Below are 23,525 nucleotides of genomic sequence, written 5' to 3' on the forward strand. Positions count from 1 at the left end.
ATGCCCGGGGCGGAGGGGGAGGTGCGGGCGCGGGTGCGCGAGGTGCGGGAGGCGGCCGGACTGCGGCCCGCGGAACTCGCGCGCCGTGCGGGGCTGTCGCGCCAGGCGCTGCACGCCATCGAGACGAACACCCACGTGCCGGGCACCGTCACCGCCCTGCGCCTCGCCCGCGCCCTGGGGTGCCGGGTCGAGGACCTGTTTCATCTGCCCGGCGCGCCGCTGTTCGCGCGGCTGGTGGGCCGGTCGGTATCCCCGGGCACGCGGGTGCGGCTCGCCGAGGTGGGCGGGCGACTGCTGGCCTTTCCCCTGGGGGGAGAGGAGGCCCTGCGGGCCCCGGCGGACGGGCTCACGACTGGCGAGGTCGCGGACGGCGCCGTGCGGGTCGAACTCCTCGTGGACGCTGGCCTGCCGGGCCGCACCGCCGTCGTCGCGGGGTGTGACCCCTCCCTGGGGCTGCTCGCCCCGCACGCCGCCCGGCTGGGCCCCGGCACGCGCGTGCTGTGGCGCGACCTGCCCAGCCTGGACGCCCTGCGGGCCCTGGCGTGCGGCGAGGCGCACGCGGCGGGCATCCACCTGTGGGACCCCGGCAGCGGGGAGTCCAACCGCCCCTTCGTGACGCGCGAACTGGGCGGGCGGCCCGCGCACCTGTTCACCCTCTGGGACTGGGAGCAGGGGCTGATCGTCGCGCCGGGCAACCCCAGGGGGATTGTGACCCCCAGCGACCTCGCCCGGCCGGGGGTGACCCTCGCCAACCGGGCCGAGGGGGCGGGCAGCCGGGTCCTGCTCGACACCTGGCTGGAGGCCGCCGGGCTCACCCCCGCCGAGCGCGCCCGCCTGCCCGGCTACGCCACCGCGCACCCCACCCACCTCGCGCTCGCCGGGAGCGTGGCGCGGGGGGAGGCGGACGCGGGACCCGGCCCCCGCGCCGCCGCCCGCGCCCTGGGCCTGGACTTCGTGCCGCTGCAACGCGAGCGCTTCGACCTCGTGGTGCCCGCCGAGCATCTCGGCCATCCGGGAGTGCGGGCGCTGCTCGCCGCCGCCCGGGAGGACGCCTTTCACGCCGAACTCGCCGCGCTGGGGGGGTACGATCCCGCCCACGCCGGGGAGCTGTGGCACATCACCGCCTGAGGAGGCCCATGCGCCCAGTCACCCTCGCCCTCGCCCTGCTCGCCGTGGGGAGCGCGTCCGCCGCGAACGTCACCGTGTTCGCCGCCGCCTCGCTCACCGACGCCTTCACCGAACTCGGGCGGGCCTTCGACGCCCGGACCGGGAACCGGACCACCTTCCAGTTCGCGGGCTCGCAGGCGCTGCGGACCCAGCTTGAGAACGGCGCCCGGGCGGACGTGTACGCGAGTGCCAACGCGGCCCAGTTCGGCCCCCTGGTGGGCCGGGGGCTGGTCGCGGCGGGACAGACCTTCGCGCGCAACCGGCTGACGGTCATTGTTCCGAAGAACAGCACCAGGGTCCGCACGCTCGCGGACCTCGCCGCGCCCGGCCTGCGGGTGGTGATCGCGGACAGGGCGGTGCCGGTGGGCGACTACACCCGGCGGATGCTCGCCGCCGTCGACGGGGCGGGCACCTACGGCAAGGACTACTCCGCGCGGTTTCTGCGCAACGTCGTGAGCGAGGAGCCCAACGTGCGCCAGGTCGCCCTGAAGGTTCAGCTTGGCGAGGCGGACGCCGCCGTCGTGTACGCCACCGACGTGACCCCCAGCCTGAAGGGCGCGGTGCGCGTGATCGCGCTGCCCACCCGCTTCAACCAGGCGGCGAGCTACCCCATCGGTGTGGTGAGGAACGCGGGCAGCCCGCAGGCCGCGCGGGCCTTCGTGGACTACGTCCTGTCGGGCGAGGGGCAACGCATCCTGCGCAAGTGGGGCTTTCTCGCCCCCCGGTGAGGTGACCGTATGAGGATCAACGCCCGCAATACCCTGACCGGCACCGTGAGGGCCCTCACCCTCGGCGACATCGGGGCCGAGGTGCCGCTGGAGGTGTCGCCCGGTGTGGAACCCACCGCCACCATCACCCGCGCGTCCGCCGAGCGGCTGGGGCTGGAGGTGGGCCGCCTCGCCTCGGCGGCCATCCAGGCGAGCGACGTGATGATCGCGGTGGGGGAGTGAGGCTTCGCCCCGGGACGGCTCCGGCTCGGGGGAATTCCCCGGCGGCCCGGAACATCTCCCGTCTGCCCGGCCCCTGAACCCCGATGCGCGCCCTCCCCTCCAACTCCCCCCCGCGTTCCCCCCGCCGCTCGGGCCGCCGCAGTCCTCCGGCCCCGCTAATCGCCCTGTCGGTGCTGCTCGTGCTATTTCTCCTCGTGCCGACCCTGGTGCTGCTCGGGCGGGGGCTGACCCCGGCCTTCCTGCCCACGCTGGCGAGCCCGGCCGTGCTGGATGCGCTGCGGGTCAGCCTGGCCACCACCTTCTGCGCGGTGGGGCTCACGGTGGCGCTGGGCACGCCGGTCGCGTTCCTGCTGGCGCGCTCCTCCTTTCCGGGCAGGGCGGTGCTGGACACGCTGCTCGACCTGCCCATCGTGCTGCCGCCGGTGGTCGCGGGGGTGGGGCTGCTCCTCACCTTCGGGCGCAATGGGCTGCTGGGCCCGCCGCTGGAACTCGCCGGGGTGTCCCTCGCCTTCAGCCCCGCCGCCGTGGTGCTCGCGCAGCTCTTCACCGCGGCGCCCTTCTACCTGCGGGCGGCGAAGGCCGGGTTCCTGGCCGTGGACCGGGACGTGGAGGCCGCCGCGCTGACCGACGGGGCGTCGCGCTGGGGGGCCTTTCGGCACGTCACCTGGCCGCTGGCCTTCCCCTTCCTGCTGGAGGGGCTGGTGCTGACCTGGGCGCGCGCCCTGGGGGAGTTCGGGGCGACGATCCTGTTTGCGGGGTCGCTGCCGGGCCGCACCCGGACGGTCACCCTGGCGATCTACTCGGCGCTGGAGAGTGACCTCGCGCCCGCGCTGGTCCTCTCGGCGGTGATGGTCGTGGTGGCCTTCGGGGTGCTGCTCACCGTGCGCCTGCTGGCCGCCCGGCAGCGGGCGCCGTAGGGGTCACTCCTGGTCTCTCCCCACCACCCGGGAGGTCGCCGCCGCCGCGAGCCCGCCCGCCAGATACCAGGCCACCGTCAGGAGGGGCGTGCGAGGGCTCCGCGCGCCCGGCTGACGACCCAGACCGAGTGGGCGCGGCAGGAGTACGGCGCCCAGGCCCGCCGCCAGGCCGAGCGCCCCGCCCCGGAGCCACGTTCCCCCGGGGCTCCCGGCCCCCACCAGGCTGTAATACAGGGTGTTCGAGGCGAGGTCGGCGGCTATCGTCCACCCGTAGAGGGCGCGGCCCCGGGGCGGGTCCACGTGGGCGGCCTCGAGCGACCCCGCCAGCGCCCGCTCGCCGATCACGTCCATGCGGGGGGCGTGGGGCAGGCGGCGCCGCACGACCTCGTTGAGCAGGGTGACCGTGACCGCCCCCGCCAGGCCGCCGAGGAGGGTCGGCCAGAGGCGCTGAATCAGACCCTTCTCCTGTCGGGGCTGCTCCGGGGATTTCTCCTCCACACTCCTCGTCCTGTCGTCCGTGACCACGTCTCCGCTCATGCCGGCCTCCTCTCCCCTCTAAGTACAGCAAGTCGCGCCGCGAGGGGCGTTTCCTCAAGGTCTGGTGGAGGAGACCCCACCCGCGCCCATCGCGCCTTTTTCGGCTATACTCTGTTCAGAACAGAATGCGGCGGTCCTATTTTCCGCCGTACCGGAAGGACAGCCATGACGAGAGCGAAACAAAAGGACAAAGCCGCCATCCCCCAGGAGGACGCCTTCCGGGGCTTCGACGCGCTGATGGCGACGGCGGACGTGGACAGCCAGATCGCGTCCCTGGCGGAGAGCGGGGCGGACGAGGAGACGCTGAACCGGGAACTCACCCGGGCGCTGCGGCTGGCGCAGGACCGCTGGGGGCTGGGGCTGCTCCACCTGCGGCACGAGGCGGCGGTAGTCCGGGCAGAGAACGGAACCCCCGACGTGTCGCTGCGGGTGGACGGCGCGGAGGTCAGCCGGGTCTCGGAGGGGGCCGCCGCCCTCGCCGCGCGGTACACGAGCATGCAGGCCCCGAACGCCGAGGGGCTGAGCGAGTGGGGCGTCCTCCCCGAGGGGCACCGGGTCACCCTCAAGGGTGGCACCGGGCAGCTCCGGGTGCTCGTCGAGGACGCGCGCGACTTCGAGACGCACTGGGCCGCCGAGCGGGGCGGGGTGTGGACCCGCACCTGGCGCCAGGGGGACACGCTGGCGGTCGAGGTTCACCGCCCGGCCTCGGCGGCGACCGCCCTCTCGGACGCCGCGTGGGACGTGATCACCTCCATCCGGGACCGCAACTTCCAGCGCGAGCTGATGGAGCGCAGCAACAGCGTCGGCCTGCTGGGCGCGCTGCTGGGGGCGCGGCGCAGCGGGGCGGGGGACGCCCTCTCGCAACTGCCCTCGGCGCACTTCACGGTCAGTTCCGCCGTCGTGCGGGAGAGCGGCCGGGACGCCCGCAGCCTGGACCGCTGGAAGGCCATGCTGCGTGAGGGCACCGAGGGGCTCGACGAGATGCAGCGGGCCGCCACGCGCCGATTGGCGGACGTGCTGAGCCACGGCCTGCGCTGAGGGACAGGCGGCCCCACGTTCCTCTCCATTGTTGGAGGGGCGCGGGGCCGCCGCTGTTACTGGATGGACAGCACGGGTTTGCACTCCTCCACGCCGATCAGCTCGATGTCGCTCCGGCGCCGCACTTCCCAGTCCTCCCGCCCCAGTCGCCAGCGGTTCAGCACGGCGGGCTCGCCGCGCCGTGTCGCCCAGTCCCGGCCATCCGGCCGGTAGCCCAGAGCCCCGGACACGCGGTTCGACGCCTCGTTGTCGAAGAACGCCTCACTCGTCGCTTCCGCCGCCCCGAATCCCCCGAAGGCGAGGTGCAGGATGGCCGCGCGCATCTCCCGTCCCAGGCCCTGTCGCCGGGCGCCCGGGGCCAGCCAGGAGAACGTGGTCACCGTCCTGAAGCGGTCGAAGTTCACGCCGATCAGATCCTGCATCCCCACGGCCTCCCCGCCCAGCAGGACCACGAAGTACAGGCGCCAGGACTCCGGGCGGACGGTGCCGCGCCCGCGCCAGATGGCCTGAAGCCACTTCCGTTCCCGCAGCGGATTGTCCTCGTACAGGGACATGGGGTCGTCGAAGGGGTCAGGCTGCCGCCCGGCCACTCCAGCGCGGACGATGGGGAGGAGCCGGGCCAGCAGGTCATCCGTGGCCCCATGAAGTTGGGGGCCGACGAGAGGCGGAAGCGAAACCTGCGCTAGAAAGCTGGCTCACATTTCAAGGCATCCTGCCGCTCCTGCCGCAACTCATTTCCCGTTATAAGAGCCCGGCAGTGCGGCGTGTGGAGAGCTTGGCCTGCGGGTCGCCTAAGCCCAAACCAACTGGCCCTGACCCAGACCCGCTTTCCAGGGGATGCATGACGTTGAGACGAAAAGCCATGAGCTTTACCTGGGATTGGCTTAATGGAAACTTAACCCATGGAGGTTGGTCGAATTTGCGGCAAGGTAGAGAGGTTGGGATTGCTACTGTTCTTGAGAAGGCTCATGTCTCATTCTTTCGCACTAATCGCCTAGTGCTATTGACATGTTGTCTTACGAAGGGAGATATATGCTCGCGAAGCCATTTCCTCTAATCGCACTCGGCCTCCTTCTGTTCTCTTGTGGAAAGCAGGCACCAGCTTCAAACACTGTTGCCGTGCTAGGGATGGGACCCACCAGCCTGATAGATCAACCCCCGGTCATACCTCAAGGGGTCGGCAAAATACAAGCCCTAGGCAATGATGTACAAGCTGATATTCAAAAGGTGTTCGGCTCAGCCCAAGCTGTAGACCCACTCAAACCGTGGGCACCACGCAATACGAGCCAGGCCCCGCAATCCCTTCGGCCACAAGCCTCGGGTTCAACGGGAAGTAGTTTACAAGACGGTTACACAATTACTTTTTATGACCTGAACGGCGTAAGCTTTGCATACGCTAACCATGTTTCGCAGTCCACGAACACAGCGGACAATGATCCCTCAACACTGGCGGCACGTTATGATCCTGATGCCTCCCCGAGCCCAGATCAGTCAACCTGGCAAGATAGCACCTATGTTACGGGTGCCAATACTCGACGCACACCTATCGGCGACACTCTTTACGGTTTCCCCATTCTTTACGGTATCTATAGCAGTGGATCTCAGTCTAAGGGTTTCAGTCCTGACAACATCTCTCGCTTTGTGATGCCTGCCGAGCGGCAATATTGGGCAGAGATGCGAGATGGCCGCTTCTTCGACCTTCTTAAACGTGATTGGGTAAGTGCAAATGATGTCACACAGGCTCGGCAAAAGTACGCCGAAATGCTTGATCGGATGGCGAACGATTCCAATATTGCTTCGTACGCTACTGATAAGTGGCAGGCAATGAATAATGAGTTCAAACTTTCGCCCTCTGGGTGCAACGGCGGAACAGAGCCTGGAACGTGTGTTATAGACCCAATTAATCAAACTAGTGTTGGCGGGTCTTCTACTATTGGAATCCAGAGTATAGATTCATACCAGACATGTCGAAACTATCGCTTCCTCTGGTGGGGCTGGACAACATGCCGTACTGGTTGGCGCGGCGCAATGCCTGAGGCGAAGTACGCGAAGGAGGACTACCAGCTCCTGTACGATAGTAGCTCGTACTGGGGGTGTGGTCCTGCCTCCGGCGCGTCTATGTTGTGGTGGTGGAAGGTGCGCGGTGGGAAAGACGTGATTGACAACGACTACGATGTAGACTATCGCTACGCTCGTCCAGTCAATGGAGTCTATTACGGTTACCGCGACTCGGGATACGAGCGCGCCGCGAAGGCTCTCGTATCCGACATGCAGGCGTATAACAGCATTTGGTTTTTCAAACTACCCAATAAGCAACGTGCAACAAACCCCTGGAATTATGCGTCGGGACTACAAACATACCTCGATCGACGTAATCAAGGTCTAACCAACAAATACAAACTTGCGGCAAAATCACACTATGGTTGGGGTCCTATAGCCTGGGGGCGGACCCTAGATATCCTCAAACAGCAGTTCAGCCGAGAGCAGCCTGTTGTGGGGCTCGAGTTCAGCTTGGGCATCCAGCACTCCGGCGTATTGAAGTCTTTTAACTGGGATCCGTTTGGAGACCTTTGGGCTGATTTGCAGTATGGTCCCGTAAGCGGGCGCACCAGCTTGAATCTCAGTGCCTGGTGGGTTCCCATCGCAGGTGTATATTGGATTGAGGAGGCCCCATGAATCGAGGGTGGATAGGGGTAACATTGCTGGTGTTCCTCACGGCATGTGGTCAGCGAAACGTAGGCCAACTTACGGCGACCGTAAGCGACTTGAGTAGTGAGGCGCGAGTTTCATTCTATCTGAACACGATGCCCGTCAAGCAGGCGGTTCTCGCTGCTGGTCAAGGCATCAGTTACGTTTACAACGATGCAGTGGGCACACAAATTTGTATTGAACTTGATCAACAGGGTAAGACGACGGGCTTTAGGGGTCAGATTCCTACAGTCGTGCCCACAATCATTAATATTAGTGAAAGGAGCGGGCAGTACGTTGTTGAGGGCAATGCAAGCGAATTTGTGAATCGTACCGTAAAATGCATCTGAATACGATTTGAGGTTCGTTATTTAGGGACCAAGTGGTTTAAGTGACGTGACCTGTGTGACATGGGTTGCGTCACTTGAACTATTCAAAAGAGGACGGCCTGTCCTCTTCGTTGTCGCGCATCTCCGGGACGAGCAGCAGGCGCTGCTCGTCCTCGACCGGACCAACTGGAAAGGCGGTAAGCACGACCTGAACATCCTGTTGCTGAGTGTACGGTGGCAAACCTTCAGCTTCCCGCTCTTGTGGACCTTGTTGCCGCGTGGCGGCAACAGCAACATGGCGACCCGTATCGCCCTGGTCGAACGTCTACTTCCCTTACTTCAAGGCCGGAGGGTGTTCTTGGGGGCCGACGAGAGGCGGAAGCGAAACCTGCGCTAGAAAGCTGGCTCACATTTCAAGGCATCCTGCCGCTCCTGCCGCAACTCATTTCCCGTGATAAGAGCCCGGCAGTGCGGCGCGTGGAGAGCTTGGCCTGCGGGTCGCCCAAGAGATGAGAAACAGAATCCAGCGATCGAGGCGCTTCTAGCGGGATTCTCTGGTCGTCTTGCCCTTAGCACGGGTTTCGGTTCCGACTCTCGTGTGACCTCAAGTTCCAGCCTGGGCGTGATGACTCCGAGATTCGGCAGCGGGTAGAGATGAACGGCCCTAGCTCCAGGAGAAGACGGGCCACCCACGGAATCCATGCGCGAAATAGCCTAATGGCCGCGACAAAGGACCCGAGGACCAGTTCGGGTCGCTGGGCTTCATGGTAAATGTGGTGGCCCTGAGGGACGCTCGATATTACTCCGCCCCCCGGATCGCCCGCAGCCGCTCCAGCACCTCGGCGGCGTGGGTGTGGGGCACCACGTCGCGCCAGTGGGCGGCGATCCTCCCGTCCGGCGAGATCAGGAAGGTTTCGCGTCGGGCGGGGCGGACCTCGTCGCCGGGCTCGGGCTCGTCGAGCACGCCGTACAGGCTGCTGAGGGCGTGGGTGCGGTCGGGGATGAGGGGGAAGTCGAGCTGGCACAGGCCGCGGAACTCCACCTGGCTCTGGCGGGTGTCGCTGCTGACGCCCACGAGCTGCGCCCCCGCCGCCCGGAACTCGGGGAAGAGGGCCTGGAAGCGCCGCGCCTGCATCTGGCAGTGGGTGGCCGCCGCCCGGGGAAAGAAGAACAGGACGACCCAGCGGCCCCGCCACCCCGAGAACGTGAGGGGCTGCCCCGCGTCGTCGGTCACCGTGAAGTCGGGGGCGAGGTCCCCCACCTGGAGCGTTCGGGTGCTCGGGATCGTCATAGAAGAGGTCCAGTATGCCCCCCTCGGACAGCCGGGCGTGGGGGAAAACTTCACGGTGGCAACTCATCCGCGCCCATGCTCTCCTGTCCCTATGCCGCAACTCCCGCTGCGTGCCGTCCTGGGCGCGCTGGTGCTCATGTCCACTGCCCTCGCCAGCGTCGAGAACGACCTCGGCGCCGTCCTGAAGTTCGGCCCGCGGGTGGCGGGCAGCCCCGCGAACGAGCAGGCCCGCACCTACCTGGAGGGGCAGCTTCGCGCGCTGGGCTACCAGACCCGCCGGGAAAGCTTCTCCTACCCCCGCTTCGACGACCTGGGTTCAGGTGTGCGGGTGGGAGACCAGGCGCTGGCCGGGCTCGCCCTCCAGGGCACGGTGGGGGGCGAGGTGACCGCCCCCGCCGTCCGCGTGCCCGGCGTCGGCACCCCCGAGGACTTCCGGGGGGTAGACGTGCGGGGCCGGGTCGCGGTCGTGGCGCGCGGCCAGATTCCCTTTGTCCAGAAGGCGCGCAACGCGCTGGCGGCGGGGGCGGCCGGGCTGATCGTGGTGAACAACGTGGCGGGCGCGTTGCGCGGCACCCTGGGGGACCGGGTGGGGCTGCCTGTATTGGGCGTCACGCCGGAGGTCGGGGCGGCCCTGCGGGGGGGGCAGGCGGTCACCCTGCGCGTGCGGGTGCGCGAGGGCGAGGTGCGCGGGGTGAACGTGGTCGCGTCGCGGGCGGGGGTGGGCGCGCCCACCCTGCTGTTCGGCGGCCACCTGGACTCGGTGCCGGGCGCGCCCGGGGCGAACGACAACCTCTCCGGCTCGCTCGCGGTGCTGGAAATCGCCCGCCGGGCGGCGAATACACCCCTGGCCGCGCGCAGCCTCTTCGTGCTGTTCGACGGGGAGGAGGACGGCCTGCGCGGCTCGGCCGCCTTCGTGAAGGAGAACCCGGCGCTCGTGCGGGGCCTGAGGGCCATGTTCAACTTCGACATGGTGGGCGTGAACGTGAGGCCCCTGGCGGTGAGCGGGGACCCGGAGCTGGTGAGCCTGGCCCGGCAGTCCACGCGGGGGCTGGAGACGTTCCCGCCCAGCAGCGACAGCGACCACGCCTCCTTCGCGGCGGCGGGCGTGCCCGTCCTGTTCTTCCACCGCGGCCTGGACCCGAACTACCACCAGCCGGGCGACCGGGTGGCGGACCCCGCCCTGATCCGGGACACGGTGGACGCGGCGCTGCGGACGGTGGACACGCTGCTGGCCGCCCCCGCCGCGAGCCGGTAGGGAGGAACGGGCGGCTCGGGATGTTCCCCGCTGCCGCCCGCTTCACCCGCTCAGCTCGCCGCGTCCTTCACGAAGAGCACGCCGTCCGTGAGGGGCAGGTCCGGCCCTTGCAGGGGGAAATATCCGGCCTGGGGAGGAATATCTGCCCTGGAGGTCAGCTCTCGCGGGAGAGCGGCGGTCAGTTCTCCGGCGCTGAACAGGGCGGCCGGGTGGGCCGGGTTCATCAGCGCGCCCTCCAGGGTGTCCGGGGCCGGGTCCCCGATGCCTCTCTCCGGCGCGGTGTCCAGGTGGCTGGCGATGAAGGCGTAGTGCGGGCCGAACCGGAGGCTGGCGTGCGCCCCGGCGCCCCACCACTCGATCCTCATGCCGCCCAACTGCATCGTGGCCGTGTTGCGTTGCAGGTGGCTGTTGTGGGCAAACACCAGCGTCGGCCCGCGCTCCCCCTCGCGCCGGGCAATGGCGCCCAGGTTGTCGGCCATCAGCAGGTCACGCAGGGCCGCCGCCCGCGCCATCCGGGTCGGCCTGGGGTCGGCCAGCAGCGCGTGGTACTGGAGCAGGCCCATAGCCGTGCGGGCGTGCAACTCTGCCTCCCAGAATGCCGGCTGTGCGGCCAGCCCCGGCGCCCCGGTTCGCAGCCGTGTGGAGAGGTCGTCGGCCAGCAGGCGGAGGTGCCGCGCGTCTCCCCCGTTGCCGATGGACTGGGCCGCGTCCATGACGGCAGCCGGATTGGTCCAGCGGGCCTCATCACCGCAGAGGTTTTCGATGGTGGTGGTGTTCGCCGGGACATCGTCCAGGTGCCGACTCAGGAATTCGTGCAGGGCGAGCAGGCTGGCACGGGGACTGGGGGCCCACCATTCCAGGGGCGCGTCGAAGCCGTAGAAGTGCAGGTGGTCCCCGGGGCCTCGGCCCGCGTTGAAGGCCCGCATCCATTCGACCAGTGCCCGATTGCCCGCATAGGCTCCAAACCCGTGGCTGAAGCCCGTCTGCATCACCTCCTCCAGCGTTCCCTGACCTGACGTGACATAGGCATTCACCTGCAGGCCAGCGATGATGTCACTTTCCAGGGCCACCGAGCGAAAGCCGTGGTCCTGGACCAGCGTTTGGAAGATGCGGTTGCGCCAGGCTGGAAAGACCTCCAGGCCGTGCGTCGGTTCCCCGAGGCCCAGCAGGCGAGGCCGGGCGGGCAGGGTGCCCAGAAAAGACGAGAGGGCGGTCTGCGGATCGGCCATGTCCCAGCCGACCCCGGGTGGGTTCCGGTGTTGCATGTCGTACTCCTTCGCCACAGGGCGCGCCCGCTCTGGCTCCCCCAGCATTCCTGTGGAAGATGTGAGGAGGCTTACGGGAGAGCCTTTATCTCACCTTCACAGGAGATGTGGGGGAACTCCGGTGCCTGGGGGGACGGCCGCCTCAAGCCCCGTCGCGCCGCCGCGTTTTGCCCGGGGCCCGGTGGACGTGCAGGATCTGGGCGAGGCCGAAGACCCACGCCACGGAGAAGAGCGCGCCGCCGGTCACGTCGGTGGGGTAATGGACGCCGATATAGACGCGGGACCACATCATGGCGAGGACGTACAGGGTGCCCAGGATCAGGGCGGGCCACCGCCAGCGCGTGGGCCACAGCAGCGCGGCGATGGCGGTCGCCAGGGCGGAGGCGAACATGGCGTGCCCGCTGGGAAAGGAGAAGTCCGGCTCGGGCAGAACGGGGGTCCAGAAGGCGGGCCGCGGGCGGTCGAAGAGGTTTTTGAGCAGCACGTTGATGATCGCCACGCCCCCCAGGCTCAGCGCCACGAAATAGGCCCAGCGCCGCCGAACCCGGTACGGCGCCGCGACGAGGAGCAGCCCCACGGGGGCCATCCCCTTCGCGCTGCCGAGCAGCGAAAAGGCCACGGCGACGTGATTGAGGAGCGCCGAGCTGTGGGCGTGGATGGCGAGCATCAGCGGCTTCTCGAACCCGAAGGGCTCTTTCTCGAACACCTCCTGGGCGATCTTGACAAAGCCCAGCAGCGGCAGCAGCAGCCCGAAGAACAGGATAGCCAGGGCGTGCCCGTGCCGCCGGAGAAAGTCCGCGAGGTGCCGGATGGGGGAGGCGGATGTCATGCTGGCGTCAAGCTACGCCCTGCCCGCCCCCGGAAAAGGAGGCCGGTCTTGGGACGGCCCATATGGAAGAGCGGCACGATCTGCTCAAAAGAGCAGGGGTTCAAGCGGGCCGCGGTGGAGCAGACCTTTCGATCTTATCTCACCCCGAGGGGCAGCCTTGGCCCTCAATTCAACGGTTGCTGCTGGAGTTGCTGGGCCAACCGCTCCAGCAGGGGCGGAACGTGTCCCACCTCCCGGGCGAAGAAGGCCTGGCTCTCCCAGCAGGTCGTTCGCGCCGCGCTGATGCCACAGACCTGGGCAGTGGCGCGGATCAGGAAGTCGTGTAGGCCCTCGTCGAGGGGATCGACCTCAATGAGCCGCTCGGCGAGCTTGAGGCACTTGGCGTAGTCCCCCTCGTTGTACCAGGTGTCCATCGTCTCCAGGCCCACCCGGACGATCCAGCGACTCATGCGCTCACGCTCCGCTTCCACCCATTCGCTCTCCGAGCCCCGCAGGAAATCCTTGACATTGAACTTAGTTGTCAGCATGACATCTGGGCTGGTGCTCAGCAAGGCGTCCCGCACCTCCTGGAGGTCCCACGTCAGGTGTACCCCCTCGCAATGCACCCGGTAGACCTGGGCGCCCGGGTCGTAGGGCACGGAGAGCCCGGGCACCAGACGCTTGAGTTCCAGGCGGACCTGGTGGATGTAATTCTTCGCCCGCGCTGGGGGAACACCATCGAAAACCTCAGTCTGCAAGGTCACCAGTGGACTCGCCCCATGACGGAGCAGATAAGCAAGGACCTCGACCGACTTCCGCATCTGGAGCCGTGCCCGCTGCCCATTGACGAGAATCGCCGGGCTATCCAGGGTCACCAGGTCTACGTGGGCCACTGGGGGCGTCTGCTGCGAAGGCGCGCACAGCACCCGCTCGTACTCGTGTTCTCCGAGGGCGTCGAGGCGCTGGCGCGTCTGTTTCAAGCCGTGCAACTCGGGTGCGAGGTGCTGTTGACCTCCCAGCATGACGTGAGCGTCAGCCGCTCCCCGCAGTGCCTCCCGCGCGGCTTCTAGAGGACCGAGACGGTCGTAAGCCTCGGCCAGATGCAGCAGGACCCACACCACCTCCCGGGTACACCCCGCAGCCTGAAACGCCTCTCTCGCGGCCTCCAACCGTTCGAGGCCCCGGGCGTCGCCCTCGCAAACCATCGCCGTTCCCTCGCGCCAGTCCAGGTAGGCCTGCGCCCGTGGCGTCTTCACCAGAGCCCTGGCCCTCCTCAGGCTGACCCGTTCTAATGTCCGGTCTCCGGCGGCCGTGGCAAGGGCCACCAGCCCCAATTGGGCGTAGAACTCAGTCTCGGGCTGCTGCTGTTCGCGGGCCAGGCGAATGGCTTCCCCAAATGCCTCGCGCGCCTGCTCTCCGCAGCCTGTCGCTCGGTACCACGTTCCCCAGCCATAGGGAAGGAGCGGGGCGGCCAGCGGGCAGTCGGCGATGTGTTGTTGTGCTCTGGTCAGGTGTTGCTGAGCGTTCTCGAACTTCCCGAGGTAGGTCGCACTAGCCGCCCGCGCCAGTTGAACGTAGACGCGGCGGGCAGGGTCGGCCTGGTCCTCGGCGAACCGGAGGTAGGCCTCAGCCTTCACGTCGTTGCCCTGGTGGGCGGCCACCAGCCCGATGGAATGGGCCACCGCCGCCTGGGTGAGGGGGGGAGCGCCGACCGCATGGCTCCACGCCTCATCGAGTAACGTGGCCGCCCGCGACACCTCGCCACACTGCTGTTCGAGGATGGCCGCTTCGCGCAGGGCAAGGGCAGCGTCCCGGGACGACAACTGGGCGATGTTAAGACCGGCAAGGTGCTGGCGTGCCGCCTCGAACTCCCCCTCGAAGCGCAGGCAACCCGCGAGATCGATGTGCGCCGTCTGATCGCCCTGCGCCACAGCCGTCAGGAGAAGCCGTCGGGCATCCAGAACGTTACCGAGATACAGGTGGCAGACCCCGGCCCAGCGGTAATCCTGGGCGCGCGGCCGCTTCAGGGCTGCGAAGAGCTGAACTCCCCTTCGATAGTCACCCGTTAGGACGGCGTGCTGGAGACCGTGCGCCATAGGTGAAGCATAGGTGGGAACGGGCGGCGCTTGGTGTAGGTGTGCCCATTTCTTCCCTCAACATGAACCCAACGGGAAGAGCAGGTTTTTCTCGTCGCGCACGCCCCAAACCGTTTCCTAAACGAGACCAAACCGGGCAGTCCATAGCCTCTTGTCCACGAGGACAACTGATGAAGACTGCGAAAAAGACGTTCTTAGCCTTGTTGTGCTTCGCCCTGCTTGCGGCAGGGCATGCGGGTGCCGACCCCAGTACCGGGCACGGTCCTGGCGCAGGCCCCGCAACATCTCCGCTCCCCTTGTTGCCCTGCACCACACTCTGTGGAACTTGAGCCCTGGTCCGTTTCTGTCGTTCACAGACGGCGGATGAAGTCAGAAGCCCCCTCAACTCAGGAGATCACCATGCAGATCAAGACCCTGGCACCGTCTGTCCTCACCTTGGCGCTGGCCCTCGTGGCATGCGGTCAACAAGACCGTGCTCAGACACCCACCGCCTCTTCCCCTGAGTCCGCTGTCGCTCGCCTGGATGTTTTGCAGGGCTCGCCGGTTGTCGGCCAGGCACATAACGTGGAGGTCAAGGCCTACGACGCCAACAACCGTGAAGTGGCGCTGGCCTCCACTGATCTGGTGTGGGAAGTGAAGAACCCAGAAGTGCTCCGGATGGATGCTCCCGGAAAGTTCACCCCTCTCAAGGCGGGTGAAACTGTCCTTACGGTACGCACCCGGGATGGGCGAACCTACACAGAGTACCCGGAAGTTGTGTGGCAGAAAGGCTCTTTCCAGCCGACTGTGGAAACGCCAGGGAACTTGGTCGCACAGGCGGCCCCTGGGCATAGCTACGCTGAATTGAATACGAACTGGAGCCGGTACGTAAATAATTCCGTGGACCTGTACGGTAATCTTTGTAGCGGTTCTGCCAACGATTGCGGGCAGTGCACGGGGCTGGCCAAGGCGTTCGGGAACCAGACGCCCTACGACAGGACGACGCAATCGTGGTTCAGTGGTGGTCGCGTCCTCACCAGTGGCAACTGGCCCAGCCTGAATGTTGCTCTGGCCGGTGGTGACGCGATAGCCACCATGGAGCCCTACAATGGGGACTTACGGTACAGCCTGGCCGACTATGCTGGGACTGGTCACGTCGCCCTGTTTGCCTCGTACAGCAAGACATCGACGGACGTTTCCATCTTCGTGCGCGATCAGAACTACGTCACGCCCCTAAAAGTGGGCTCACACACCTTCTTCGTTCCTAAAGTGAACGGCATCCCCTATTGCTCCACTAGCACCTCGACGGATACTGCCAACATATGCAATTATCACAAGGTAGCGGTCCGTTGAAATTGTCCCTTCTGGCAGTGCTGGCGCTTGTAAACATCGCCTCTGCGGGCGGGCTTGAGGCTTCCTCCGGGTCCAAAATCTTTCAGGCGAATGCGTTTTGTCAGAAGTACGGTTGCTTGCCCGTCGCCTCTTGGCAACGCTTTGGGCGAAAGTACGAGGTCTACCGTCTAAGCCGTGATAGCAAGGTCGAATTGTCAATCTACCGGGATTCGAGTGGCGGTGTGGTAGGAGCAACTTACTCTACCTGGACAGTTGATGATTGGAGCGCCGACTATGGAAGGGCCGCAGAATTCCTGAGCACTGTTTTTGCTGGCGCAGACATCAACAGAGGACTTTTAAGTCAGGTTGACAAGTCTAGAGTACAAGCGGGAGCCAATGTTGGTTGGCGCGGTCAAACCCTGGTGTTATTCCGCGAGTTGGTGCGAGTTCCATCTTTTAATCAACTTCTGCGGGTAAACGTGAGTGCGGGGCTTTTTAAGTCGGGACAGCCGTAAGATAAACGCTGCCTGCGGCTTATACTGGGTGAGTCAGCGTGTGTGGGCGGCCGGAATACTAATTGAGATTCCGCCGCCCTACTTTTCGCGTGCCAAGAGGAGTATATGTCTCACAATCTACGCTTTTTTAAGTTAGCGGTGGGCTTGGTGTTGCTGGCCGGAGCGTTCGCTACTGGGACTTTGTGGTCTCGGCCACAGGTCCGTCAAGTCTTTCGGCCAATCAACACTCACGGACAGCCAACTCTGGGTCGTGAGAACGCCCCAGTTCAGGTCGTTGTCTTTGCCGACTTCAAGTGTCCCTTCTGTGCACGCTTTGAAAGCGATGTGTTTCCTAGGTTAAAGGATCAGTACATAAATACCGGAAAGGTACAGTACAGCTTCGTTAACCTTGCATTTTTAGGTCCAGATTCTAATATAGCGGCACAGGCAGGAGAGTGTGTTGCCCACCAAGATCAGAATTTGTTTTGGAAGTTCGTCGATAACGTGTACCAACACCAAGGGGATGAAGCTAAAATCTGGGCAACTCCGGAAGAAATGACAAGAATCGCCACAAACTTGAGTGGTATAGGTATAAAGGAGTTCCAAAATTGCTTGGCACAGTCAAGATTTGCGGATGCAGTAGAAAGTGACCGAAAGTTGGCCGAGAGCACTGGGGTACAAGGAACGCCAGACATCTACATCAATGGTATTCGAGCACCGAGGTTTGGATATGATACCGTTTCCCAATTGATTGACGCAGCTCTCCAATTAAGTCGTGGATAACTCTTATTTGTACAATTTTCGCAAATACCGTCGGAAACCTGTGGCCCGGAGAGATAGATGCGCGGAATGATTGGAAAACGAACTGGAAAACAGGTTCTAGATGAACACCTTATTTCAAGGTATACACTCAGCCCAGTCGAAGGCAAGCTGCAACCGGGCAAGACGCACCTCGTTACTGGCGCCGCCGCGTTGAGCTCGCCCCATGCTCGTGGACAGGAGATAAGGCCCGACAGGTCGCACAGGATCAGCGACTCGGCCCTACACCACTGGGCTCGTGAGTTTGAGCGGCAGGGCCGCTGTGCTCGACCTGCACTCCCGACTGGTAGTGGGCTGGTCGATGGGTGAGCAGCTCACCACCAATCTGCCACCGGTCGCATTGAACATGGCCTTTGACCGGTGACGACCGCTTGAATACGCCCAGTACACGAGCCACATCTACTGGACCGCTATGGAGGCCGAAGGAGCCCTGGCCAGCATGGGCAGGAAGGGGGCGCCCATACCCGCCCCGCCCGCCCCCTACCCCTCCGAACCGGCGGGCACCAGGAGGGCCGCCTGGTGCGGCAGCGCGAAGCTGAAGGTGGCGCCGCGGTCCTCATGGCTCTCGGCCCAGACGCGCCCGCCGTGGCGCAGCACGATGCGCTTGACGTTGGCGAGGCCCACGCCCGAGCCCTCGAAGGCCCCCGCGGTGTGCAGACGCTGAAACACCCCGAAGAGCCGGTGGCTGTACTCCATGTTGAAGCCCACCCCGTTGTCCCGCACGTGAATCACCGCCTCGGGGGGGCCGGGCGTGCCCCAGACCTCGATGGTGGGTTCCTCGCGGCCCCGCGAGTATTTCAGGGCGTTGGAGAGCAAGTTCATCATGACCTGGCGCAGCGCCGGGAGGTCGCCGTGGACCACCGGGAGGTCATGGACCTGCCAGCGGACCCGGCGGTGCTCGTCCTCCGCCCCGAGGTGACGGATCACGTCCTGCACGAGGTCCGCCAGCGGCACCGGTCGGAAGTTGAGGTCCTGGCGCCCGGTGCGCGCGAAGTCGAGCAGGTCGTTGATCAGCAGGTCCATCCGCCCCGCCGAGTCCTGGATGATGCCCAGCCGCTTGGCCGCCTTCTCGGGCAGCAGCCCTTCCGTGTCGCGGCGCAGCAGGTCGGCGAAGCTGGCGATGTGGCGCAGCGGCGTTCTCAGGTCGTGCGAGATGGAGTACGCGAAGGCCTCCAGCTCGGCGTTGACCTCCTCGAGCTGGGCGGTGCGCTCCCGCACCCGCGCCTCCAGCGAGGTGTTGAGGGCCAGCAACTCGGCCTCGATGCGCTTGCGCTCGGTCACGTCCTTGCCGGTGGACACGAAGTGGGTGACCACGCCGCGCTCGTCCTTGACCGGGGTGACGGTCTTCTCCTCGTGGTAGAGGGTGCCGTCCCGGCGGCGGTGGACGACCTCGCCGCGGTAGGTCTCGCCGCGCAGCAGGGTCTCCCACATCTCCTGAAACCCGGCGTCCCCGTCCGGGCCGGAGGTCAGCAGGTCCAGGCGCTGGCCCAGGGCCTCCTCCCGGGAGTAACCGGTTACAGCCTCGAACGCCGGGTTGACGTACTCGATGGTGCCGTCGCGGGCGGCGATGAAGACGGGGTCGGCGGTCTGCTCCAGGGCGCTCGACAGCTTGCGCATCTCCTGCTGGGTCTGGCGCCGCTCGTCCTCGCGCTCGCGGCGCAGCCGCTCGTGCGCCTCGCGGGCCTCGCGCGCCTCCAGCTCGCGCAGCCGCCGCTCGTGCGCCTGGACGGTCAGCGTCTTGCGGTGCAGGTCCACGAAGACACCCACCTTGGCCCGCAGCACCTCCGCCCGCACCGGCGAGAAGATGAAGTCCACCGCGCCCAGCGAGTAGCCGCCCAGCATGTCCGCCTCCGCCCGGTCGTGGGCGGTCACGAAGATGATGGGCGTGCTTTCCGTCTGGGGGCGGCTGCGGATCAGCGAGGCGGTCTCGAAGCCGTCCATGCCGGGCATCCGCACGTCGAGCAGGATCACCGCGTACTCGGCTTGCAGCAGCAACCGCAGCGCCTCGCGGCCCGAGGAGGCGAGGACGACGTTCTGCCCCAGTGGCTCCAGCGCGGAGGCCAGGGCGAGGCGCTTGGCGTCCTGGTCGTCCACGATCAGGATGTTGGCGGGGGGCGGCGGCTCTAGGGGCGAGGTCATGCGGTTCTCCGGTACAGTTTCTCACTCAGGTTGAGCGTTGCAAAGCGCCAGGCGTGCGGGCTGAACTCCAGCGACTCGTGGCGGCCCAGCCCCAGCACCCCGAAGGGCGCCAGGCTCCCGACGAGCAGCCCCTGCACCTGCTCCTGAAGAGGACGGTTGAAGTAGATCAGCACGTTGCGGCACAGGATGAGGTGAAACTCGTTGAAAGACCCGTCGGTCACGAGGTTGTGCTGCCCCCAGATGATGTTCTGCCGCAGCGAGGCGTCCACCCGGCCGTGACCGTACTGCTGGGTGAAGTAGGCCCCGAAGTCGCCCGTGCCGCCCGACAGCGCGTAATTCCGGGCATAGGCGGCCAGCTTCTCCTGCGGGTAGATGCCGTTGCGGGCGACGACCAGGGCGGCGGCGCTCATGTCGGTCGCGTAGAGCCTGGACCGGCCCAGCAGCCCCGCCTCCGACAGCAGGATCGCCAGGGAGTACACCTCCTCGCCGGTCGCGCAGCCCGCGTGCCAGACCCGGATGAAGGGGTGGGTCCGCAGCAGGGGCAGCACCTGCTCGCGCAGCGCCCGGTAGAAGCCGGGGTCCCGGAACATCCCGGTCACGTTGATCGAGAGCGCCTCCAGCAGCCGGGTCATCGCCCGCGGGTCGTGCAGCACTCGGCCTTGCAGGGCGCTCACGGTGGGCAGGCCCTCGGTGTGCAGGCAGTGCAGGACGCGGCGCCGGACCGTGGCCGCCGCGTACCCCCGGAAGTCGTGCCCGTAGTGCCGGTACACGCCCTCGAGCAGCAGCGCGATCTCGATGTCCTCCAGGGACTCCCCTCGGGTCGCCTCCATCTCAGCGGGAGAGCCACACGCGCAGCAGGGAGAGCAGCTTGCCCGTGTCCACCGGCTTGCTGATGTAGTCGCTCGCGCCCGACTCGATGGACTTCTCGCGGTCGCCGGGCATCGCCTTGGCAGTCAGCGAGATAATCGGCAGCCCCTTGAACTTGCGGTTCTGGCGGATCAGCCGCGTCGTCTCGTACCCGTCGAGTTCGGGCATCATCACGTCCATCAGCACGAGGTCGATGTCGGGCGTGCTCTCCAGCAGGCTGATCGCGTCGCGGCCATTCTCGGCGGTGAAGACCTGCATGTGGTGGCGCTCCAGCACCGCCGTCAGGGCGAAGATGTTGCGGATATCGTCGTCCACCACGAGGACCCGCTTGCCACGCAGCAGGGGGTCCTGCTGGCGCGCGCCCTCCAGGATCTGGCGCTTGGCCTCCGGCAGGTCCGCCTCCACCCGGTGCAGGAAGAGCGTCACCTCGTCGAGCAGCCGTTCGGGCGAGCGCACGTCCTTGAGGATGATCGACTTGGCCGCCCGGCGAAGCTGCGTCTCCTGCCCCCGGGTGAGGTCCGCCGCCGTGTACACGATGACCGGGACCGCGCGGAACTTGGGGTTTTTCTGCAAGGTGGCGATCAGGTCGAAGCCGCTCATGTCGGGCAGCTTGAGGTCGAGCACGATGCAGTCGAAGGCCGTCTCCTCCAGGGCCGCGAGCGCCTCGGCGCCGCTGCTCACGGCGGTGGTCTTCACGTCCTCGTCGCCGATGAGTTCCACGATGCTCTCGCGCTGCGGCGGGTCATCCTCCACGACGAGCAGGTTCTTGACCCGCCGCGCGATAAACGCCTCCAGGTTGGCGAAGGCCTGGGTCAGCGCCGCCTTGTCGCCCGATTTGGTCACGTGGTCGAGCGCGCCCAGCTTGCGGCCCATCAGCGACGACTCCTCGCCGGAGATGATGTGGACCGGGATGTGGCGGGTGACCGGGTCGTGCTTCAGGCGGTCGAGCACCGCCCAGCCGTTGATGTCGGGCAGGCTGAGGTCGAGGGTGATCGCGGAGGGCCGGTACGTCTGCGCGAGCGTCAGCGCCTGTTCCCCGCGCGTGGCGATCAGGCCCAGGAAGCCGCGCTCGTGGGCGAGGTCGAGCAGGATGCCCGCGTAGGTGGGGTCGTCCTCCACGATGAGCACCGTGCGGTCCCCGGGCTGGATGACCGCGCGGTCGTCCACGATGCCGGAGGAAGTGGGGGGCGCCGCACTCTCGCCGGGCAGGGCGTCCGGCTCGCGGGTCACCACCTCGGGAACGCTCGGCGGAACGGCGGCGGGGCGGCTGGCGCTCAGGGAGGAGCCCAGTGTGGCAGAGGTCGGCAGGCCGCGCGCCGTGCGTGGCGCCGTCTCCCGGCCCCCTGAACCCCCGGCGGGCAGGTACAGGGTGAACACGCTGCCCACCCCCGGCGTGCTCTCCAGCCGGATCTCGCCGCCCAGGATGCGGGCGAGTTCGCGGCTGATCGCCAGCCCCAGCCCGGTGCCGCCGTACTTGCGGCTGGTGGAGCCGTCCGCCTGCTGGAACGCCTCGAAGATCACCCGCTGCTTGTCGGGCGCGATGCCGATGCCGGTGTCGGCCACGCTGAAGGCGATCACGCCGGGCGCGCGGTTCAGCCCCGCGTGGTCGGGGCTCCAGCCCACCAGGGCGGGCGCGACGGTCAGCCGCACCTCGCCGCGCTCGGTGAACTTGAAGGCGTTGGAGAGGAGGTTCTTGAGAATTTGCAGCAGCCGCTTCTCGTCGGTCACCAGGCTGGGGGGCAGCGCCGGGTCGAAGTCCAGGCCCAGCGTCACGCCCTTGTCGGCGGCGACCGGGGCGAAGGTCGCCTCCACCGCGTCGCGCACCGCCCGCAGCGGCACGTCCACCACGTCCGCCGTGACGGTGCCCGACTCGATCTTCGACAGGTCGAGGATGTCGTTGATGAGGTTGAGCAGGTCGTTGCCGGAGGCGTAGATCGTCTTCGCGTAGGCGACCTGCTGCGCGGTGAGGTTCTGCTCGGGGTTGTCGCGGAGCTGCCCGGCGAGCAGCAGCAGGCTGTTCAGCGGCGTCCGCAGCTCGTGGCTCATGTTCGCCAGGAACTCGCTCTTGTACTTGGAGGTCAGGGCGAGCTGGGCGGCCTTTTCCTCCAGCGCCTGCCGGGCGTTCTCGACCTCGCGGTTCTTGCGCTCGACCTCGCGGTTTTGCTCGGCCAGCAGGCGGGCCTTTTCCTCCAGCTCCTCGTTCGTCTGGCGCAGCTCTTCCTGCTGGCTCTGGAGTTCCTGGGCCATGTCCTGCGACTGCGAGAGCAGCGTCTCCGTCCGCATGGTGGCCTGGATGGTGTTCAGCACGATCCCGATGGACTCGGTGAGCTGTTCCAGGAACGCGAGGTGCGTCGCGCTGAAGGTCTCGAAGGACGCCAGCTCGATGACCGCCTTCGTCTCCTTCTCGAACACCACGGGCAGCACCACGATGTTGCTCGGCGTGGCGGCACCCAGCCCGGAGTTGATCTGCACGTAGTCGTGCGGCACGTGGGTCAGCACGATGGGTTCCTGCTCCAGCGCACACTGCCCCACCAGGCCCTCGCCCAGCCGGAAGCGGTTGGAGAGCCCCTTGCGCTCGCGGTAGGCGTAGCTCGCCTGAAGCTGGAGGGTGGGCGCGCTGGCCTCCTCGTCCATCGTGTAGAAGACGCCGTGGTTGGCCTTCACCAGCGGCGCGAGTTCCGAGAGGATCAGGCGGCTGACCGTCAGCAGGTCGCGCTGGCCCTGGAGCATCCGGGTGAAGCGCGCGAGGTTGGTCTTCAGCCAGTCCTGCTCGTTGTTCTTCTCGGTGGTGCCCCGCAGGTTGTGGATCATCGCGTTGATGTTGTCCTTCAGCGCGTCCAGCTCCCCGCGCGCGTCCAGGTTGATCGAGCGCGTGAGGTCCCCGGCGGTCACGGCGGTCGCCACGTCCGCAATCGCCCGCACCTGTGTGGTCAGGTTCGCCGCGAGCTGGTTCACGTTGTCGGTGAGGTCCTTCCAGGTGCCGCTCGCGCCCGGCACGGACGCCTGGCCGCCCAGCCGTCCCTCGACCCCCACCTCGCGCGCCACCCCCGTCACCTGCTGGGCGAAGGTCGCCAGCGTGTCGATCATGCCGTTGATCGTCTCCGCGAGTTCGGCGATCTCGCCCTTGGCCTCCAAGGTCAGGGTCTTTTTCAGGTCGCCGTTCGCCACCGCCGTCACGACCCGCGCGATCCCCCTCACCTGGTTGGTGAGGTTGCCCGCCATGAAGTTCACGTTGTCGGTGAGGTCCTTCCAGGTGCCGCCCACGCCCGGCACGGAGGCCTGGCCGCCCAGCTTGCCCTCGGTCCCCACCTCGCGGGCCACCCGGGTGACCTCGGACGCGAAGGAATTGAGCTGGTCCACCATCGTGTTGATCGTGTTTTTCAGCTCCAGCAGCTCACCCCGCACGTCCACCGTGATCTTCTTGCTCAGGTCGCCATTCGCCACCGCCGTCGTGACGAAGGCGATGTTCCGCACCTGGTTGGTGAGGTTCGACGCCATCGAGTTGACGTTGTCGGTGAGGTCCTTCCAGGTGCCGCCGACGCCGCGTACGTCGG

General features: G+C 66.6%; 19 protein-coding genes and 2 pseudogenes. 12 read left to right on the forward strand and 9 right to left on the reverse strand.

The genetic code is table 11. From position 1 onward, the window contains the following. From DAERI_RS19645 to DAERI_RS19660, 4 genes are all read left to right on the forward strand, one after another. Complete coding sequence (locus DAERI_RS19645) at window positions 1-1,128, forward strand: XRE family transcriptional regulator (RefSeq protein WP_103131141.1); 1,128 nt, start codon at window positions 1-3, stop codon at window positions 1,126-1,128. Window positions 1,129-1,136: 8 nt separating this feature from the next. Beyond that, entirely contained in the window at window positions 1,137-1,895 is a 759-nt protein-coding gene (gene modA, locus DAERI_RS19650) for a molybdate ABC transporter substrate-binding protein (protein WP_103131142.1), read from the forward strand. A 9-nt stretch (window positions 1,896-1,904) separates the two neighbouring features. Then, window positions 1,905-2,117 carry a TOBE domain-containing protein gene (locus DAERI_RS19655; RefSeq protein WP_103131143.1) on the forward strand — a complete coding sequence of 71 codons (213 nt, stop codon included), beginning with the start codon at window positions 1,905-1,907 and terminating at the stop codon, window positions 2,115-2,117. 83 nt (window positions 2,118-2,200) lie between these two features. Further along, window positions 2,201-3,034, forward strand: a complete 834-nt coding sequence (locus DAERI_RS19660) for an ABC transporter permease (protein ID WP_103131144.1) — start codon at window positions 2,201-2,203, stop codon at window positions 3,032-3,034. 3 nt (window positions 3,035-3,037) lie between these two features. Here the strand turns inward: DAERI_RS19660 and DAERI_RS19665 are convergent, their stop codons facing one another. Beyond that, window positions 3,038-3,571: a hypothetical protein gene (locus DAERI_RS19665; RefSeq protein ID WP_235610476.1), complete on the reverse strand. Its 534-nt coding sequence runs from the start codon at window positions 3,569-3,571 to the stop codon at window positions 3,038-3,040. 165 nt (window positions 3,572-3,736) lie between these two features. Between DAERI_RS19665 and DAERI_RS19670 the strand changes: the two genes are divergently transcribed. Continuing rightward, window positions 3,737-4,609: a DNA repair protein gene (locus DAERI_RS19670; protein ID WP_103131145.1), complete on the forward strand. Its 873-nt coding sequence runs from the start codon at window positions 3,737-3,739 to the stop codon at window positions 4,607-4,609. Window positions 4,610-4,665: 56 nt separating this feature from the next. Here DAERI_RS19670 and DAERI_RS19675 read toward each other — a convergent pair whose 3' ends face one another. Further along, on the reverse strand, window positions 4,666-5,199 hold the full coding sequence (locus DAERI_RS19675; RefSeq protein ID WP_235610477.1) for a GNAT family N-acetyltransferase: 534 nt from the start codon (window positions 5,197-5,199) through the stop codon (window positions 4,666-4,668). A gap of 442 nt (window positions 5,200-5,641) precedes the next feature. Here DAERI_RS19675 and DAERI_RS22155 point away from each other — a divergent pair, with 442 nt between their 5' ends. Then, window positions 5,642-7,285 carry a hypothetical protein gene (locus tag DAERI_RS22155; RefSeq protein ID WP_133162084.1) on the forward strand — a complete coding sequence of 548 codons (1,644 nt, stop codon included), beginning with the start codon at window positions 5,642-5,644 and terminating at the stop codon, window positions 7,283-7,285. Between the two features lie 468 nt (window positions 7,286-7,753). Beyond that, window positions 7,754-7,996 (forward strand): annotated as a pseudogene (locus DAERI_RS19680) (IS4 family transposase); the annotation flags it as partial. Window positions 7,997-8,425: 429 nt separating this feature from the next. Here the strand turns inward: DAERI_RS19680 and DAERI_RS19685 are convergent. After that, window positions 8,426-8,917, reverse strand: coding sequence for a peroxiredoxin (locus DAERI_RS19685; protein ID WP_103131147.1), 492 nt, complete (start codon window positions 8,915-8,917; stop codon window positions 8,426-8,428). 91 nt (window positions 8,918-9,008) lie between these two features. Between DAERI_RS19685 and DAERI_RS19690 the strand changes: the two genes are divergently transcribed. Then, window positions 9,009-10,172, forward strand: a complete 1,164-nt coding sequence (locus DAERI_RS19690; protein ID WP_103131148.1) for a M28 family metallopeptidase — start codon at window positions 9,009-9,011, stop codon at window positions 10,170-10,172. Window positions 10,173-10,222: 50 nt separating this feature from the next. Here DAERI_RS19690 and DAERI_RS19695 read toward each other — a convergent pair whose 3' ends face one another. The 3 genes from DAERI_RS19695 to DAERI_RS19705 form a co-directional block, all read right to left on the reverse strand. Next, window positions 10,223-11,437 carry an erythromycin esterase family protein gene (locus tag DAERI_RS19695; RefSeq protein ID WP_103131159.1) on the reverse strand — a complete coding sequence of 405 codons (1,215 nt, stop codon included), beginning with the start codon at window positions 11,435-11,437 and terminating at the stop codon, window positions 10,223-10,225. Window positions 11,438-11,579: 142 nt separating this feature from the next. Continuing rightward, the gene (locus DAERI_RS19700; protein ID WP_103131149.1) at window positions 11,580-12,266 is read right to left on the reverse strand and encodes a phosphatase PAP2 family protein; all 687 of its coding nucleotides are present in this window, start codon (window positions 12,264-12,266) and stop codon (window positions 11,580-11,582) included. Window positions 12,267-12,430: 164 nt separating this feature from the next. Next, complete coding sequence (locus DAERI_RS19705; protein WP_133162085.1) at window positions 12,431-14,176, reverse strand: BTAD domain-containing putative transcriptional regulator; 1,746 nt, start codon at window positions 14,174-14,176, stop codon at window positions 12,431-12,433. 564 nt (window positions 14,177-14,740) lie between these two features. On the opposite strand from DAERI_RS19705, the gene DAERI_RS22160 reads away from it, so the two are divergent. From DAERI_RS22160 to DAERI_RS23400, 4 genes and pseudogenes are all read left to right on the forward strand, one after another. After that, a complete protein-coding gene (locus DAERI_RS22160; RefSeq protein WP_133162086.1) occupies window positions 14,741-15,673 on the forward strand; it encodes a hypothetical protein in 933 nt (310 codons plus the stop codon). Further along, a complete protein-coding gene (locus DAERI_RS22165) occupies window positions 15,643-16,167 on the forward strand; it encodes a hypothetical protein (protein ID WP_133162087.1) in 525 nt (174 codons plus the stop codon). The genes DAERI_RS22160 and DAERI_RS22165 overlap by 31 nt, the downstream gene beginning before the upstream one ends. Before the next feature lie 105 nt (window positions 16,168-16,272). Beyond that, a complete protein-coding gene (locus DAERI_RS23355) occupies window positions 16,273-16,929 on the forward strand; it encodes a DsbA family protein (protein ID WP_103131151.1) in 657 nt (218 codons plus the stop codon). A gap of 292 nt (window positions 16,930-17,221) precedes the next feature. Beyond that, window positions 17,222-17,419, forward strand: a pseudogene (locus tag DAERI_RS23400) (IS3 family transposase); the annotation flags it as partial. A gap of 26 nt (window positions 17,420-17,445) precedes the next feature. Here the strand turns inward: DAERI_RS23400 and DAERI_RS19715 are convergent. The 3 genes from DAERI_RS19715 to DAERI_RS19725 all read right to left on the reverse strand — a co-directional run. Continuing rightward, window positions 17,446-19,104: an ATP-binding protein gene (locus tag DAERI_RS19715; protein WP_103131152.1), complete on the reverse strand. Its 1,659-nt coding sequence runs from the start codon at window positions 19,102-19,104 to the stop codon at window positions 17,446-17,448. Then, window positions 19,101-19,934 (reverse strand): CheR family methyltransferase, encoded by an 834-nt coding sequence (locus DAERI_RS19720; RefSeq protein WP_103131153.1) that lies wholly within the window; start codon window positions 19,932-19,934, stop codon window positions 19,101-19,103. The genes DAERI_RS19715 and DAERI_RS19720 overlap by 4 nt, the downstream gene beginning before the upstream one ends. Before the next feature lies 1 nt (window position 19,935). After that, a partial coding sequence (locus tag DAERI_RS19725) for a response regulator (RefSeq protein WP_114149466.1) occupies window positions 19,936-23,525 on the reverse strand: 3,590 nt, incomplete at its 5' end.

Origin of the sequence: Deinococcus aerius (assembly GCF_002897375.1) — a bacterium.
Lineage (GTDB): Bacteria > Deinococcota > Deinococci > Deinococcales > Deinococcaceae > Deinococcus > Deinococcus aerius.